The sequence below is a fragment of the Saccharopolyspora sp. NFXS83 genome, assembly GCF_026241095.1.
Taxonomy (GTDB): Bacteria; Actinomycetota; Actinomycetes; order Mycobacteriales; family Pseudonocardiaceae; genus Saccharopolyspora_C.
In genome coordinates this window covers 24279-38825 of record NZ_JAPFGB010000027.1, presented here as the reverse complement: position 1 = coordinate 38825, position 14547 = coordinate 24279, and the positions used below count along the sequence as shown (strand labels likewise).

Sequence of the window (14547 nt, the reverse complement as noted above, 5' to 3'; positions counted from 1 at the left end):
CGCGGCTCAGAACCGCCGGTTGGCCAGCACGGGGATGTTCGCGCGCGCCTGCTCCACCGCAGCCGGGTCCAGATCGGTGACCAGCACGTCAGGGGAGTCGGTGAGCTGCGCGTGCACGGTGCCGATCGGGGTGGCGACCGTGCTGTAGCCGATGCCGGTGGGAGCCTTGCCGCTCGGCTCGACGCCCGTGGTCCGCGGGTCCGCCTGCCCGCACGCCACGATCCACGACGTGCTGTCCAGCGCGCGGGCGCGCACCAGCAGCTCCCACTGCTCGCGCTTGCCCTCGCCGGCGCCCCACGAGGCGGCGGCGACGATCACCGAAGCGCCCTGGTCGGCCAACGTCGTGTACAGGCCGGGGAAGCGCACGTCGTAGCAGGTCGTGACCCCGACGCGAGTGCCGCCGACGTCGACGGCCAGCGGGGCTGCGCCGGGGGCGACGGTGTTGGACTCGGCGAAGCCGAAGGCGTCGTAGAGGTGGATCTTGTCGTAGTGCGCGTCCAGTCCCGGGCCGGTGACCAGCAGCGTGTTCGTGACCCTGTCGTCGGCCGCGGGGGTGAACATGCCCGCGACCACCGCGATCCCCGCCTCATCGGCGAGCTTGCGGACCTCGGTGGCCCACGGGCCGTCGAGCGGCTCGGCGATCGGCGCCAGCGGGATGCCGAAGCAGGCCATGGTGGCCTCCGGGAAGACCGCGAGTTCCGCACCCGCCGCCGCGGCGCGGCGGATAGCGTCGGCGACCAGGTCCAGGTTCGCCTCCGGCTCCGGGGTCGACACGATCTGGCACAGCGCGATGCGCATGGGTTCCGCCTCTCCTCGGCTCTACACTGTTGTATACCAGAAATATGCAAGGGTTCTGGATCGAACCTCGCCGCACTGCAAGGAGCCACCGTTGACCTCGGGCCGCCAGCTCGCCTACGACCACCTCAAGGACACCGTGCTGAGCGATCCCGCGATGCAGGGCCAGTTCGTCAACGAGCAGTCGCTCGCCGACGACATCGGCGTCTCCCGAACGCCGATCCGGGAAGCCCTGCTGCTGCTCGCGGCCGAAGAACTGGTGCAGCTCGTCCCGAAGCGCGGCGCCTACATCGCGCCCGTCGCGGGACGGCAGATCCGCGAGCTGTTCGAACTGCGCGGCATGATGGAGTGCTATTCGGCCCGGCGCACCCTCGAACTCGACACCGTCCCGGTGCCGGAGATGCGCGGTGAACTCGACCGGCAGCGCGCCCTGCGCGCCGATGACGACGCGAGGTCGTTCATCGATCTCGACCACCGCTTCCACTCGGCCCTCGTGCGGGCCGTGGGAAACGACATGCTGACCAAGAGCTACGACGGCTTGCGCGCTCGGCAGGTCCGCGCAGGCATCGTCGCGCTGTTCTCCGCGGAGAACAGGCGCAAAGCGGTCGTCGACGAGCACGACGCGATCCTCGACGCGCTGGCCGGCGGTGACGCCGCTGCCGCTCAGGCGGCGATCACCGCCCACCTGGACGCTACGCGGCACGTGCTGCTCGCGGGCTGATCGCCAACCCGACGAGGGTGACCGCGCAGGTCGCCAGCAGGTAGCAGGCGGGCGCGATCCAGCTGTCGAAGTAGGCGAACAGGGACGTGAACAGCAGCGGGGCCAGCGCGCCACCGATCACTCCCGCCAGCGTGTACGCCAGCGAGCAACCGGTGTAGCGCAACCGGGTGCTGAACTGCTCGGACACGAACGCCGCCTGCGGACCGTACATCAGCGAGTGCCACAGCAGGCCCACGATCACCCCGACCACCAGCAGCGGTGCCGAACCCCCGCCGATCAGCGGGAAGAACGCGAACGGCCACACCGCGCCGCCGAGCGCACCGATCGCGTACACCCTGCGCCGCCCCCACCGGTCCGAGAGCCACCCCGCCGCGGGGATCAACGCCAGCTGGCAGGTGGAACCGATCATGACCCCGGCGACGGCCCAGCTCTGCGGCAGCTTGAGCTCCTTCGTGACGTAGGTGAGCACGAAGACGGTGAACAGCGCGTAGAGCACGTCCGGTCCGACGCGGGACAGGATCGCGGAGATCAGCGCGCGCGGTTCCTCGGTGAACACCTCGCGCAGCGGCGCCGCTGCCTGGTTCCCCTGCTGCTGCAGCTCGCGGAACACCGGGGTCTCCTCCAGCTTCACCCGGATCCACAGGCCGAAGATCACCAGGACCGCGGAGAGCAGGAACGCGACCCGCCAGCCCCAGGACAGGAACTGCTCGGGGGTGAGGCTCGCGGCCAGCGCCGCGAGGACGCCGTTGGCCAGCAGGTTGCCGGCGGGCGGACCGATCTGGGCGGCCGACGCCCAGAACCCGCGGTGCCGTTCGTCGCCGAATTCGCTGGAGAGCAGCACGGCTCCGCCCCATTCGCCGCCGATGCCGACGCCTTGGGCGAACCGCAGCGCCACCAGCAGCACGGCGCCCAGCGCTCCCACTTGGCCGTGCGTGGGCAGCAGGCCGATGAGCACCGTGGCGACACCGGTGAGCAGGAGGGTGATGACCAGCACCTGCTTGCGGCCGATTACGTCGCCGAGCCGGCCGAACACGAAGCCGCCCAACGGCCTGGACAGGTATCCGACGGCGTAGGTGGAGAAGGCCAGCAGCGTGCCGGAGAGGGGGTCGTGGCTGGGGAAGAACAGGTCGCCGAAGACGAGGGCGGACGCCACCGAGTAGGCGGCGAAGTCGTACCACTCCAGCGAGGTGCCGGACAGGGCGGCGACGAACGCCTTGACCAGGTCCTTGCGGGGTGGGCGCGTTGGTGTGTCGGCGAGCGCTTGACTCATCGGCGGTCCTTGTCGGGGAGTTCGTCACATCGGCCGGGTGTTCGGGCGAAGAAGTGATACGAACTGTATACAAGAAGTATGCTGATCGGGAGGGTCTGATGTTTCCGCTTCGTTTCGATGTGGCTGGCACGTCTGTCGAGGTGCCCGTGCGGACGCTGCTCAACGCCGGCTACGCCGGGCGCAGCCAAGACGACGTGGCCGCGCACGTCGCCGAACTCGCCGAACTCGGAGTGCCCGCGCCCACGCGCACCCCCTGCCTGTACCCGGTAGCGCCGTACCTCGCGATGCAGACCGCGGACGTCCCCGCGCAGCACGCGCGCACCTCCGGGGAAGCGGAATGGGCGCTGGTCATCGCGGGACCGCGCGAGGAGGACGTGCTGCTCACCGTCGCCTGCGATCACACCGACCGGGAGCTCGAGGTGCACGGCGTCGCCTGGAGCAAGCAGGCCGGACCGGACGTGCTCGGATCCCGCGCCTGGCGGCTGGTCGAGGTCGCCGACCGGATCGACTCGCTGACCCTCACCGCTGAGGTCGGTGGCCGGCGCATCCAGCACGGCACGCTCGGGGAGCTGCTCACCCCGGCGTACTGGCTCGATGAACTGCGGAAGCTCGAACTCGCCGAGCCCGGCACGGTGCTGCTGTCCGGCACGATCCCGATGGACACCTCGGTCGACCAGTTCGCGGACTCGTGGCGGGTCGACCTGGGGGACCCGGCGACCGGTGACGTCTTGACCTGCGAGTACGCCGTGCGCCAGATGCCGGCGCCGATCGCGTAGCGAGGGCGGCGGGACCGCTCGGCACGCCACGCCCGGCCGGTGCCGCACGATCGTGTCCGTTGTCGATGCAGCCGCCCTCGCAGGACGAGGCCGGGCCTGGAGCGACTCGCTTCGAGGGCACGTCCAGGGGCGCCGGCCGTCCGTGTCGCTTGCCTTGCGGGCCCGCTCGCCGCCATGCTCGGCCGGGCGGGCGCGGTGGCGTGCGATGTCGTGGTCCCGCGGTGGCGACGAGACCGGCCGCCGGTGTTCGCGGCACATCTCCACCTCGGCGATCAACCTGGCACGTGGTCCGAATGTGATCCGGACGATGTGGCATCGTGACTCCCTGCAAGTTCACGGCACCCGGCCGTGAACGGTGCCAGGAGCAGCACACGACGAGTGGGAGACAGACGTGAGCGACAGCGGCGAGGGCACCACTTTCATGCAGTGGCGCGAGCGGGCGCAGTCGGAGGTCCAGGAGGAACGGCCGCAGCTACGAGCCGTCATGATCACGGCCGCGGTCGTGGTCCTGGTCGGCATCATCGTGGGAGTCATCGTTCTCCTGCTGTCCTGATCCGCTCAGGACGGTCGAACGGCAACACCATCCGGACGGTCCGCCCCGAGGGCGGTTCGGGTGAATTGAGTCGGCGTGGGCGCCGTTCCCGGAACGCGCCCATCCGCCGCCGGAGCAGCGGACGTCGCACCGCCAAGTGCGCTCCCGCGCTGTTCGTGCTCCGTTCCACGTCGGCCGGTTCGACGTCGGATTCCGGCTGGATACAGCACGATCAAGTGATGACGAATCTGTGTTCGACTGGGAACACTGGGAGTCATGGAGCCCTTGGTCGTGCCGCAGCCCCCAGCGGGCGAGCCGCCGCGCGTGCCGGAGCCGCGCGACGAGACGCGTCGCGCCGCTGACGGCAGCGTCGACGGTTCCGCTGCTCCCGGCCCCGAACTCGGGCCGGTGATGGAGAACTTGTTCGACCGGCTGGAACGTCCCGCCGCTTCCCGCTCCGATGATGAACTCGTCGCGGGGATCCGCGACACCGAATCCGTCGCCCGCGCCGCGTTGTCGTGGCAGGCGGAGCTCATCGCGGAGTCCGAGCGGCGAGGCCTGCACAGCGAAGCGGGCGCGCGATCGATGCCGGTGTGGGTGCGGGAGCTGTTGAACATCGCCCGCGGCGACGCGCGGTCCCGCGTGGTCGTCGGACGAGCGGTGGCCGAACGTGCCGAGCCGAGTGGTGAACCGTTGCCGCCCGCGTTGCCCGCGACCGCCAAAGTCCTGCGGGAACGCGAGATGAGCCACGCCCACGCGCAGGTGATCGTCAACGGCATGGAGAAGCTCCCGCCGCTGGTCGGGTCGGTGCAGCGCGCCGAGGTGGAGGAAACCCTCGCCGAGCAGGCGAAGGTGCTTTCGCCGCGCGAGCTGGAGATCGCCGCCGAGCGAGTGCGGTACCTGCTCGACCAGGACGGCGCGCTGCGCGACGAGCGGCGGCAGGTCGAACGCCGAGAACTGCACCTGACCACCGACCGGGACGGGATGACCCTGGTGAAGGGCAGGCTGGACCGCGAGACCGGGGCGAAGCTGCACGCGGCCTTGGAGCCGCTCGCCGCCCCGCGACCGCAGGACTCCGGCCGTCGGGATCAGCGGACGGCCGGCAAGCGGTACGGCGATGCGCTGGCCGACCTCGTGGAGATCGTGCTGGCCTCCGACGAGCTGCCGCGCAGCGGCGGGCAGCGCCCGCACCTGACGATCACCATCGCGCACGACCAGCTCCGGGAATCCCTGGGCCACGAGCGGTTCGGCGGGACGATCGAGACCACCGGTCAACCGATCACCGCGGAAACGGCGCGCCGCATCGCTTGCGATGCGGAGTTGCTGCCCGTCCTGCTGGACGGCGAAAGTCGCCCGCTCGACGTGGGGAGGGCCCGGCGGACGGCGCCGCCGCACCTGCGCGCGGCCCTGCTCGCACGGGACGGGACGTGCGCCTTCCCCTCGTGCGACCACCCGCCCGGCACGTCCGAGGCGCACCACCTCCGCCACTGGGCGGACGGTGGAGCCACCGCGCTCGACAACCTGGTCATTCTCTGCTCCCACCACCACGCGGTGGCCCACGCGCACGGCTGGAAGATCGAGCTGGACGCCGGACGGCCGGTGTTCACACCGCCGGCGTGGATCGATGCCGATCGAACACCCAGGCCCGGTAACCGGGCGCACCACGAACCACCCGACCTGGCCGCCCGATGACGGCGGACGGGCACCCGGCGTGCTCGTCCAAGATCGACAGGACTGTGCGCCTCCGGCAGTCTGGCGGCATGGGTGAGCACAAGGATCGGATGCTGCGCGGGGAGCCGTACCAGGACGGCGATCCGGAACTCGTCGACGAACGGCGCCGCTGCCAGGCGTTGCTCGACGAGTTCAACGCGACCGGCTCCGGGCAGGAGGACGAACGGCGGAACCTGCTCGGGGAACTGCTGGGAGAGCTCGGCGCCGGATCGTGGGTCATGCCCCGGTTCCAGTGCGACTACGGGTACCTCATCCGGTTGGGACGCAACAGCTTCTTGAACTACGACGCGATCTTGCTGGACTGCGCCCCGATCACGATCGGCGATGACGTGTCGATCGGCCCGCGGTGCCAGCTGCTCACCGCGCTGCACCCGATGCAGGACCACGAAGCCCGCAGGCAGCGGTGGGAGACCGCCGCTCCCATCACCGTCGGCGACAACGTGTGGTTCGGCGGCGGCGTCATCGTCTGCCCCGGCGTGACCATCGGTTCGAACAGCGTGATCGGGGCGGGCAGCGTCGTCACCCGAGACGTCCCCGAACGCGTCTTCGCCGCAGGCAACCCGTGCCGCGTGCTGAAGTCCCTCTAGCGGTTCGGGCTCACCCGCGGACGGACGGCTTCACCCCGACGGCCGCCCAGCCGTTCCCGACGGCCGTGCGGACCTCCTCGCCGACGCCGAAATCCGGCCGCCAATCCACCACGGGCACCACGCCCGGCGGGATCAGCGACCAACCGGTCAGCAGCTCCCGCGCCTGCTCCGCGGGGCGCAGGCTCAGCGGGGTCGGGGTCTGGTCGTAGATGCGCAGACCCTCCACCACCTGCGTGGCGGACAGGCCCGCGCCGGAGGCGTGGCTCAACGCCAGCACGCTGCCGGGCGCGCACACCCGGTGGTAAGCGCTGAGGACGCCCGCCGGGTCCGCTTCGTCGGGCACGAAGTGCAGCACCGACAACGCCAGCACAGCGATCGGCTGGTCGAAGTCCAGCAGCCGGGTCACTCCCGGAGCGCCGAGCACGTCGGCGGGACGCGACAGGTCGGCTTGGGTGACCGTCACCCGCTCCTCTCCGTGCAGCAACCGCCGGGCGTGCGCGACGGCGACCGGTTCGTGATCGACGTAGGCGATCACGGCGTCCGGTCGGCCCTGGTGCGCGACCTCGTGCACGTTGCCCGCGGTGGGGATCCCCGAGCCGAGGTCGAGGAATTGGCGGATGCCGCGTTCCACGCAGTACCGCACGACGCGGCGCAGGAACGCCCGGTTCTCGCGGACCCCGACTCGGGTGGCCGGAAGCAAGTTCAGCTGCTGATCGGCGGCTTTCCGATCGGCGGGGAAGTTCTGCGTTCCGCCGAGGAAGTAGTCGTACATGCGCGCAGCGTTGGGGCGGTGGAGGTCGAGTTCACCGTGAATGTCGGCCAGCTCCTCGAATTGCTCGTCATCGCTGGTGATCGCGAACCCCTTCCCGCTTGATCCGGTGTTCGCGACCGTATCGCTTTCTCGGCCTGGGCAAGGGAAAAGCCCGGAGCCCCACCGGGCGTCCGGGCTTTCCCTCGAGGCCGACCGGCTCAGGCGCCGGCTTCGCGCAGCACGATGTCCACGGCCGCGTTGTTGCGGGCAGTCTCCCGCTCGATCACGTCACCCGGCGGGTAGAAGCCGTCGAGGCCCCCGCTGGACGGGTACATCTCCAAGGTGAAGGCGAGGATCTTGTGCTTGCCCCACATCCAGTCGAGGCTGTCGCCGTCGGTGGTGTACAGGTCGCTGGACTGCTGCGGGGTGTAGCCGTTGGAGTCCGCCATTTCGGTGCCGACCTTCTCGAAGCGGTCGTACTCCTGCTGGGTCATGCCCTCGGTCACGTCGTCCTGGGTGTGTCCGAACGGCCACAGCACGAGTTCCGAGAACGTGTGGAAGTCGATCGCCGACTTGATCTGCTGGGTGCCGCCGACGACGCGGGAGTCGATGAACTCGGCCAGCGCCGCGGTCTCCGGTGCGGAGAACGGCTGCGGTCCGCGGTAGGTCTCGTCCTGCGGGTCGTCGCTCGCGCCGCCGCAGCAGCCCCACAGGTAGTCCCAGTTGCGGTTGAGGTCCGTGCCGGTGTCCTGCCGGTTCTTCCGCCAGCCCTGGTACTCGCCGGACTCGACGTCGTAGGTGGAGCCGTCGACGTTGACCGACGGGACGATCCACACCTCGCGGTTGTCGACGCTCTCCTTCACCGCGGGGTCGGCGTACTCGTCGGTGAGCCGGTTCGCGATCTGCAGGCACATCTCGGTGGTCAGGTGCTCCCGAGCGTGCTGGTTGCAGTCGAACAGGACTTCGGGTTCGTCCTCGTCCTGCGCCACGTTGTCGCTGATCTTGAGCAGCGGGATGTCGCGGCCCTCGAAGCTCTTGCCGAGGCTGGACTTCGCGGCCAGGTCCGGGTGGTCGGCCGTGATCTTGTCGAGCTCGGCGACCATCTCGTCGTAGTTGTGGTAGGCCTCGTCGCCGGGCGGGAAGTCGCGCGGCGACGCCTGGGCCTGCAGGGTGAGGCCGCTCGAGCGCAGCTCCTCGGCCTGTGCGGTCGTGGCTTCCACCGTCGCCACGCCGTCCTTCGCTCCGAGCACCTGGGCGCCGGAGGCGTTGATGTCGGTGCGGATGCGGCTGTCGGTGTCGGGCACCGTGTAGACACCGGTGACCTCGGCCGCGGGGGCGGACCCGGCTTGAGGTGCGGCCACGCTCGCCTGGACCGGGAGTAGCAGGGCCAAGGACGCGGCGGCCGCCACCGCCGTTGCTCTGCGCCGTGCGCTGGACATCGGGCCTCCGATCGATCACGGATGGTGATCAAGCGAGACTCCCCGAGTAATGATCCGTTGGCAACCCACTAACGTCGGAAGCGGCCGATCACCGTTTTCCCGTTCATCGGCGGACGCGCGTCGGACAGCGTCGAACAGGGCGATTACCCTGGTGATTGAGCTAGTAGCCGCCCTCCGTACGCCCTGAAAGGACGCCCATGCTCTCCCGCACCGATCTGCGTGGCCGTGTTCCGTCCACCGCCGAGCTGCGCGCCACGCTGCCGCGCGCCGAGATGGACGTGGAGCACGTGCTGCATCAGGTGCGGCCGGTGATCGAGGCGGTTCGCGAGCGCGGCGTCGACGCCGTGTTGGAGTACACCGAGAAGTTCGACGCCGTGCGTCCCGAGCGCGTTCGGGTTCCCGCCGCGGAGCTCGCCGGGGCCTTGGAACGGCTCGACCCGACGGTGCGGGCGGCGCTGCAGGAATCCATCGACCGCGCGCGCCGCGTGCACGGTGAGCAGCGGCGCACCGACGTCACCACGCAGGTCGTGCCCGGTGGCACGGTCACGGAGCGCTGGGTTCCGGTCGCCCGCGTGGGGCTCTACGCCCCCGGTGGGCTCGCCGTGTACCCGTCGAGCGTGGTGATGAACGTGGTGCCCGCGCAGGCCGCAGGCGTGGAGTCGCTGGTCGTGTGCTCGCCGCCGCAGGCCGAGTTCGGCGGGCTTCCCCACCCGACGATCCTGGCGGCTGCCGCCCTGCTCGACGTGGACGAGGTGTGGGCGGTCGGTGGTGCCCAAGCGGTCGCGTTGCTCGCCTACGGCGGCGAGGACACCGACGGGCCCGCACTGCTGCCCGCGGACCTGGTGACCGGGCCCGGCAACGTGTTCGTCACCGCGGCGAAGCGGCACCTGCGCAGCGTCATCGGCATCGACGCGGAGGCGGGACCGACGGAGATCGCGGTGCTCGCCGACGGCACGGCCGACCCGGTGCACGTGGCTGCCGACCTGATCAGCCAGGCCGAGCACGACACGCTGGCCGCGAGCGTGCTGGTGACGACGTCCCAGGAGCTGGCCGACGCGGTGGACGCCGAGCTGGCCCGCCAGGTGCCGTTGACGAAGCACACCGAGCGGATCCGCACCGCGCTCACCGGCGAGCAGTCCGGCTGCGTGCTGGTCGGCACGGTCGACGACGGCCTCACCGTGGTCGACGCCTACGCCGCCGAGCACTTGGAGATCCAGACCGCCGACGCCGAGTCGGTGGCCGCGCGGGTGCGCAACGCGGGCGCGATCTTCGTCGGCCCGCACGCACCGGTCTCGCTCGGCGACTACTGCGCCGGTTCGAACCACGTGCTGCCCACGGGCGGCTGCGCACGCCACTCCTCGGGGCTGAGCGTGCAGAGCTTCCTGCGCGGCATCCACGTCATCTCCTACGACGAGCAGGCGTTGCGGGACGTCGCGGGCAAGGTCGTCGCGCTGGCCGACGCCGAGGACCTCCCGGCGCATGGGCAGGCCGTCACGGCCCGCTTCCCGTCCGGACTCGACCGCTGATCCACACCGCGAAGAGAGAACCATGAATGACGTGCTCGGCGCCGACGTGGCGCTGACCGACCTCCCGCTGCGCGAGGACCTGCGTGGCAGCAGCCCGTACGGCGCCCCGCAGCTGGACGTGCCGGTGCGGTTGAACACCAACGAGAACCCGTACCCGCCGCCGCCGGAGCTGGTGGCCGAGGTGGCCGAGTCGGTGCGGACGGTCGCGGAGTCCTTGCACCGCTACCCGGACCGGGATGCGGTGGCGTTGCGGGAGGACTTGGCCGCCTACTTGAGCGGCGCCACCGGGGTGGCCGTCTCGCACCGCAACGTGTGGGCCGCGAACGGTTCGAACGAGGTGCTGCAGCAGGTGTTGCAGGCGTTCGGCGGGCCGGGGCGCAGTGCGTTGGGCTTCGAGCCGTCGTACTCGATGCATCCGATCCTGTCGGCGGGAACGCGCACGGACTGGTTGCCGGCTCCGCGGCGCGCGGACTTCAGCTTGGACGGTCCGCAGGCGGCGGCGATCGTCGCCGAGCGCCGTCCGGACGTGGTGTTCGTGACGAGCCCCAACAACCCGACGGGTCAGGCGGTGTCGCGGCAGGACCTGCGTGCGGTGCTCGACGCGGCGACCGGGATCGTGGTCGTCGATGAGGCCTACGTCGAGTTCTGCGACGAACCGAGCGCGATCGGCCTGATCGACGAGTACCCGGCGAAGCTGATCGTCAGCCGCACCATGAGCAAGGCGTTCGCCTTCGCCGGTGGCAGGCTCGGGTATCTGGCGGCGGCGCCCGCGATGATCGACGCGCTGCTGCTGGTGCGCCTGCCGTACCACCTGTCGGCGCTGACCCAGGCCGCGGCGCAGGCCGCGCTGCGGCACGCGAAGGCGACGCTCGGTTCGGTGCAGGCCCTGGTGGACGAGCGGAACCGGGTGGTGGAGGCGTTGCGCGGCATGGGGTTCTCCCCGGTGCGCAGCGACGCCAACTTCGTGCTGTTCGGGCGGTTCGAGGACGCGCACGCCGCGTGGCGGCGCTACCTGGACGCGGGGGTGTTGATCCGCGACGTCGGCATCGCCGGGCATCTGCGGGTCACCATCGGCACACCGGAGGAGAACGACGCGTTCCTGGCGGCCGGCAAGGCGCTGGTGGACGCGGCCAGTGAGGAGAGCATGCGATGACAGCGACCGAGGCGGCGTTCGCGCCGGGCACCCGGGTCGGGCGGGTGGAACGCAGCACGAAGGAGTCCTCCGTGCTGGTGGAGCTCGACCTCGACGGCACCGGGAAGGTCGACGTCGACACGACGGTGCCGTTCTACGACCACATGCTCACCGCGCTGGGCACGCACGCCGCGTTCGACCTGAACGTCAAGGCTTCCGGTGACATCGACATCGACGCGCACCACACGGTGGAGGACACGGCGATCGTGCTGGGTCAGGCGCTGCGGCAGGCGCTGGGCGACAAGAAGGGCATCCGCCGCTTCGGCGACGCGTGGATCCCGATGGACGAGACCTTGGCGCACGCCGCGGTCGACGTGTCCGGCCGTTCCTACTGCGTGCTCACCGGGGAACCGGAGCAGTACAACTCGTTCACCATCGGCGGGAACTACCCGTTCGTGCTGAACCGGCACGTGTTCGAGTCGTTGGCGTTCCACTCGCAGATCAACTTGCACGTGCGGGTGATCCACGGCCGCGACCCGCACCACATCGCCGAGGCCCAGTTCAAGGCGATCGCACGGGCGTTGCGCGCGGCGACCGAACCGGATCCGCGGTTCGCGGGCGTGGTGCCCTCGACGAAGGGCGCGTTGTAGATGCAGAACCTGGGGCCGATCGTGTTGCTGGCCGTGGCCGGTTTCCTCGTCGGCGGTGTCGTCGCGATGTGGCGGACGACGCGGGTGATGGCGGTGGTGCTGGGCGTGCTGGCGGCGTTGGCCGCTGCGGGAGGGATCGCCTGGCTGCTGTGACGGGGATGTGAACAGCAGCCAGGCGACCTCCCGGGCACCCGTCAGGCGTTCAGCGGGTGGTTTTGGAAGAACTCCCAGATCAGCGGGGTCGCTTCGATCACGGTGGGTTTGTCGGAGTCGGGGTTGGACGATCGGCTCGGCCAGTCGTGGCCGAGTTCGTCGATCCGGTAGTGCACCAGTGCGCCGCGGTCTTCGCAGTCGGTCCAGTGCTGCCGGGTGACCTGCGGCTGCGGGTGTTCGGTGACCGGGTCCGCGTCGCACTCGTCGTGACCGGCCCAGTCGTCGAGCCAGTCCGGGATCGCGGGCAGGCCTTTGTCGGGGTCGCCGTCGTAGGGGATGGTGCCGTCGGCGGTGCCGTGGAAGGAGATCATCGGCACTGGTTCGGACGGTCGGCATTCGCCGCTCTGCGGGTAGTAGGCGCCGGCGACGGGTGCGAAGGCGGCGATGCGGTCGCCGAGGCGGCAGGCCAGCACTTCGGTGAAGCCGCCGCCGTTGGACTTGCCCGCCGCGTAGATGCGGTCCGGGTCCACGCAGAGGTCGTCCTCCACCTGGTCGAGCAGGTCGTTCGTGAATTGGACGTCGTCGGCGTCCGCCGAGTACGGCGCGCCTTCCCACGCGGTACCGCCGTCGGTGCCGACGAGGCCTTGCGGGTAGACGGCGATGGCGTCCAGTTCGGAGAACCTGGACAGTTCCTCCTGGTATTCGGCGGTGCGGGTGTGCCCGTGGAAGGACAGCGCCACGGGCGTGGGCCGCTCCGAGTCGTAGTTCTGCGGCACGTGCACGAGGTATTCCCGCGTCCGGCCGCCGGAGGTGATCTCCTGGCGGGCGGTGGTGCCGGGTTCGATGCCGGGGGAGTTGCCGCACCCGGTGCGCGGCAGCGGCCGGTCCGGTTCGGTGGTGGCGTGGGCGGGCGCGCCGGTGGCGGCTACCGCGCCGAGGGTGACGAGCAGGCTCAGCACTGCTCTGTGCATCTTCGACTCCTGTCTCGGCGCGGGCCGTCGCGGCGCGCCCGCTGCTCGTTTCCGGGCTTCTCGTTACTGGGTTGCCGCGGCGGGTTCCTTGCCGGGCTTCTCGGCCGCCGAGGTGTCCTCCTCGTCGAGGAAGCTCTGCTCGTTGAACGGGTCTTCCTTGGCGAACACCCGCTGCATCTGCTCGCGGTCGATCTCCTTGGTCCAGGAACCGATGATGACGGTGGCGATCGCGTTACCGGCGAAGTTGGTCAGCGCGCGGGCCTCGGACATGAAGCGGTCGATGCCGACGATGAGGCCGACGCCGTCCACGAGTTCCGGGCGGTGCGATTGCAGGCCGCCGGCCAGCGTCGCCAAGCCTGCACCGCTCACGCCCGCCGCCCCCTTCGACGCGATGATCATGAACACCAGCAGCGAGACCTGCTCGCCGATCGACAGCGGCTGGCCCATCGCCGAAGCGATGAACAGCGACGCCATCGTCAGGTAGATCGCGGTTCCGTCGAGGTTGAACGAGTACCCGGTCGGCACCGTGATGCCCACGACCGGCTTGCTGACCCCGAGGTGCTCCATCTTCGCGATCAGCCGCGGCAGCGCCGCTTCCGAGGAGGAGGTGGACAGGATCAGCAGGAACTCCCGGCCGAGGTAGCCGAGGAGCTTGAACACGTTGACCCGCGCGAAGGCCCACAGCAGTGGCCCCAGCACGAGGAACACGAACAGCACGCAGGTGATGTAGAAGCCGCCCATGATGACGCCGAGGCCCTTGAGGGCGTCCACGCCGGTCGCGCCGACCACGGCCGCGATGGCGCCGAACGCGCCGATCGGGGCCACCCACATCACCATCGCGAGGATCTTGAACACGAGCCGCTGGATGTGCTCGATGCCGCGCAGGATCGGGGTGCCCTTGTCGCCGAGGGATTGCAGGGCGAAACCGGCCAGCAGCGCGACCAGGAGGGTCTGCAGCACTTCACCTTCGGTGAGGGCGGAGACCAGGGTGTTCGGGATGATCCCGATCAGGAATCCGCTGAGCCCTTCGGCTTCCGCGGGGGCCTGTTCGGTTCCGCTGTTGCGCAGCTCTTCGGTCAGCTGCAGGCCTTCGCCGGGGTGCAGGACGTTGCCGACCATGAGGCCCACGACGAGCGCCACCAGCGACATCACCATGAAGTAGCCGAGTGCGAGTCCACCGACCTTGCCGACCTTCGCGGCCTGTCGCACGCTGCCGACGCCGAGCACGATGGTGCAGAAGATGACCGGCGAGATCATCATCTTGATGAGGTTGACGAAGCCGGTGCCCAGCGGTTTCAGTGCGGTGGCGAAGTCTGGGAAGGCGAATCCGACCGCGATGCCGGCCAGGACCGCCACGATGACGAAGATGTAGAGGAAGTGGGTGCGGTCCCGCTTCTTCGGCGGTGCACCGGCGGCCTCGGGTGCAGCGTCTTTGCTTGGCACGGTCAACTCCTACTGCGATGTACCGATCACGCGGGTCGGCGATCACTCATTCGGTCGTGTCTTGGGTCAC

General features: G+C 70.1%; 15 protein-coding genes. 9 read left to right on the top strand and 6 right to left on the bottom strand.

Annotated elements, in window-relative coordinates:
* Positions 1–6 precede the first annotated feature (6 nt).
* Complete coding sequence (locus OOZ19_RS24140) at positions 7–798, bottom strand: carbon-nitrogen hydrolase family protein (protein WP_266092448.1); 792 nt, start codon at positions 796–798, stop codon at positions 7–9.
* A gap of 91 nt (positions 799–889) precedes the next feature.
* Here OOZ19_RS24140 and OOZ19_RS24135 point away from each other — a divergent pair, with 91 nt between their 5' ends.
* A complete protein-coding gene (locus tag OOZ19_RS24135) occupies positions 890–1516 on the top strand; it encodes a GntR family transcriptional regulator (protein WP_266092447.1) in 627 nt (208 codons plus the stop codon).
* Here OOZ19_RS24135 and OOZ19_RS24130 read toward each other — a convergent pair.
* Positions 1488–2786 carry an MFS transporter gene (locus OOZ19_RS24130; protein ID WP_266092446.1) on the bottom strand — a complete coding sequence of 433 codons (1299 nt, stop codon included), beginning with the start codon at positions 2784–2786 and terminating at the stop codon, positions 1488–1490. The genes OOZ19_RS24135 and OOZ19_RS24130 overlap by 29 nt on opposite strands.
* 98 nt (positions 2787–2884) lie before the next feature.
* Between OOZ19_RS24130 and OOZ19_RS24125 the strand changes: the two genes are divergently transcribed.
* The 4 genes from OOZ19_RS24125 (at position 2885) to OOZ19_RS24110 (ending at position 6412) form a co-directional block, all read left to right on the top strand.
* Positions 2885–3562 carry a DUF2848 domain-containing protein gene (locus OOZ19_RS24125; RefSeq protein WP_266092445.1) on the top strand — a complete coding sequence of 226 codons (678 nt, stop codon included), beginning with the start codon at positions 2885–2887 and terminating at the stop codon, positions 3560–3562.
* A gap of 391 nt (positions 3563–3953) precedes the next feature.
* Complete coding sequence (locus OOZ19_RS24120; protein ID WP_266092444.1) at positions 3954–4115, top strand: hypothetical protein; 162 nt, start codon at positions 3954–3956, stop codon at positions 4113–4115.
* Between the two features lie 255 nt (positions 4116–4370).
* Entirely contained in the window at positions 4371–5786 is a 1416-nt protein-coding gene (locus OOZ19_RS24115; protein ID WP_266092443.1) for an HNH endonuclease signature motif containing protein, read from the top strand.
* A 68-nt stretch (positions 5787–5854) separates the two neighbouring features.
* Positions 5855–6412, top strand: a complete 558-nt coding sequence (locus tag OOZ19_RS24110) for a sugar O-acetyltransferase (protein WP_266092442.1) — start codon at positions 5855–5857, stop codon at positions 6410–6412.
* A 10-nt stretch (positions 6413–6422) separates the two neighbouring features.
* On the opposite strand, the gene OOZ19_RS24105 is transcribed toward OOZ19_RS24110, so the two are convergent.
* Together OOZ19_RS24105 and OOZ19_RS24100 are read right to left on the bottom strand one after the other, a co-directional pair.
* Complete coding sequence (locus tag OOZ19_RS24105) at positions 6423–7226, bottom strand: SAM-dependent methyltransferase (protein ID WP_266092482.1); 804 nt, start codon at positions 7224–7226, stop codon at positions 6423–6425.
* 155 nt (positions 7227–7381) lie between these two features.
* Positions 7382–8602 carry a M14 family metallopeptidase gene (locus tag OOZ19_RS24100; RefSeq protein ID WP_266092441.1) on the bottom strand — a complete coding sequence of 407 codons (1221 nt, stop codon included), beginning with the start codon at positions 8600–8602 and terminating at the stop codon, positions 7382–7384.
* 197 nt (positions 8603–8799) lie between these two features.
* On the opposite strand from OOZ19_RS24100, the gene hisD reads away from it, so the two are divergent.
* Genes hisD through OOZ19_RS24080 form a run of 4 tightly spaced genes read left to right on the top strand, consistent with a single transcriptional unit; the run spans position 8800 to position 12063 of the window.
* Entirely contained in the window at positions 8800–10128 is a 1329-nt protein-coding gene (hisD, locus tag OOZ19_RS24095; RefSeq protein ID WP_266092440.1) for a histidinol dehydrogenase, read from the top strand.
* A 22-nt stretch (positions 10129–10150) separates the two neighbouring features.
* Entirely contained in the window at positions 10151–11281 is a 1131-nt protein-coding gene (locus OOZ19_RS24090; protein ID WP_266092439.1) for a histidinol-phosphate transaminase, read from the top strand.
* The gene (hisB, locus tag OOZ19_RS24085) at positions 11278–11910 is read left to right on the top strand and encodes an imidazoleglycerol-phosphate dehydratase HisB (RefSeq protein WP_266092438.1); all 633 of its coding nucleotides are present in this window, start codon (positions 11278–11280) and stop codon (positions 11908–11910) included. The genes OOZ19_RS24090 and hisB overlap by 4 nt, the downstream gene beginning before the upstream one ends.
* On the top strand, positions 11911–12063 hold the full coding sequence (locus OOZ19_RS24080) for a CG2302 family histidine operon protein (RefSeq protein ID WP_184481281.1): 153 nt from the start codon (positions 11911–11913) through the stop codon (positions 12061–12063). It abuts the gene before it with no gap.
* Between the two features lie 41 nt (positions 12064–12104).
* On the opposite strand, the gene OOZ19_RS24075 is transcribed toward OOZ19_RS24080, so the two are convergent.
* Together OOZ19_RS24075 and OOZ19_RS24070 are read right to left on the bottom strand one after the other, a co-directional pair.
* Positions 12105–13034 carry a CE1 family esterase gene (locus OOZ19_RS24075; protein ID WP_266092437.1) on the bottom strand — a complete coding sequence of 310 codons (930 nt, stop codon included), beginning with the start codon at positions 13032–13034 and terminating at the stop codon, positions 12105–12107.
* 63 nt (positions 13035–13097) lie between these two features.
* Complete coding sequence (locus tag OOZ19_RS24070; protein WP_416309491.1) at positions 13098–14483, bottom strand: cation:dicarboxylate symporter family transporter; 1386 nt, start codon at positions 14481–14483, stop codon at positions 13098–13100.
* Positions 14484–14547 lie beyond the last annotated feature (64 nt).

What these genes read in the sequence shown, in the direction of transcription:
- OOZ19_RS24140 (WP_266092448.1), bottom strand. Translation starts at nt 798, where the DNA reads ATGCGCATCGCGCTGTGCCAGATCGTGTCGACCCCGGAGCCGGAGGCG.
- OOZ19_RS24130 (WP_266092446.1), bottom strand. Translation starts at nt 2,786, where the DNA reads ATGAGTCAAGCGCTCGCCGACACACCAACGCGCCCACCCCGCAAGGAC.
- OOZ19_RS24125 (WP_266092445.1), top strand. Translation starts at nt 2,885, where the DNA reads ATGTTTCCGCTTCGTTTCGATGTGGCTGGCACGTCTGTCGAGGTGCCC.
- OOZ19_RS24115 (WP_266092443.1), top strand. Translation starts at nt 4,371, where the DNA reads ATGGAGCCCTTGGTCGTGCCGCAGCCCCCAGCGGGCGAGCCGCCGCGC.
- OOZ19_RS24110 (WP_266092442.1), top strand. Translation starts at nt 5,855, where the DNA reads ATGGGTGAGCACAAGGATCGGATGCTGCGCGGGGAGCCGTACCAGGAC.
- OOZ19_RS24100 (WP_266092441.1), bottom strand. Translation starts at nt 8,602, where the DNA reads ATGTCCAGCGCACGGCGCAGAGCAACGGCGGTGGCGGCCGCCGCGTCC.
- hisD (WP_266092440.1), top strand. Translation starts at nt 8,800, where the DNA reads ATGCTCTCCCGCACCGATCTGCGTGGCCGTGTTCCGTCCACCGCCGAG.
- OOZ19_RS24090 (WP_266092439.1), top strand. Translation starts at nt 10,151, where the DNA reads ATGAATGACGTGCTCGGCGCCGACGTGGCGCTGACCGACCTCCCGCTG.
- hisB (WP_266092438.1), top strand. Translation starts at nt 11,278, where the DNA reads ATGACAGCGACCGAGGCGGCGTTCGCGCCGGGCACCCGGGTCGGGCGG.
- OOZ19_RS24080 (WP_184481281.1), top strand. Translation starts at nt 11,911, where the DNA reads ATGCAGAACCTGGGGCCGATCGTGTTGCTGGCCGTGGCCGGTTTCCTC.
- OOZ19_RS24075 (WP_266092437.1), bottom strand. Translation starts at nt 13,034, where the DNA reads ATGCACAGAGCAGTGCTGAGCCTGCTCGTCACCCTCGGCGCGGTAGCC.